Origin of the sequence: Corallococcus terminator (assembly GCF_003611635.1) — a bacterium.
Classification (GTDB): domain Bacteria; phylum Myxococcota; class Myxococcia; order Myxococcales; family Myxococcaceae; genus Corallococcus; species Corallococcus terminator.
The window spans coordinates 1-457 of record NZ_RAVZ01000803.1 but is presented as its reverse complement, the minus strand read 5'-3'; the positions used below and the strand labels follow the sequence as shown (position 1 = coordinate 457).

General features: G+C 37.9%; 1 protein-coding gene. It reads left to right on the top strand.

The features are described from left to right. Positions 1 to 457 (top strand): LLM class flavin-dependent oxidoreductase (locus D7V88_RS42210; RefSeq protein ID WP_120546006.1); only part of this gene is annotated, 457 nt, incomplete at both ends.

The window sequence follows — 457 nt, the reverse complement described above, 5'->3', positions numbered from 1 at the left end:
CCAGAAATGTGGTTATTAAGTAGTAGCGCAACATCTGCCAAAATAGCTGCCGAACTAGGTATAGGGCTTTCTGTTGGAACATTTTTGCTACCAGATATAAATGCGATACATGCAGCGAAGGATAACATTGATATTTACAAAAAACATTTCCAAGCATCAACGATTAAAATGGACGCAAAGGTGATGGCATCTGTATTTGTCATTGTAGCAGATAACGAAGCGGAAGTAGCAGCATTGCAACATGCCTTAGATGTTTGGTTATTAGGTAAATTACAATTTGCAGAATTTGAACATTTTCCTTCAGTAGACACAGCACAAAAGTATAAGCTTAATGATCGAGACAAAGAGATGATTCAAGTACATCAAGCACGCATCATTGCAGGCACACAAGAACAGGTTAAAGCACAATTAGATGATTTCATTGCTACGTTTGAAGTTGATGAGGTGTTAGTAGCAC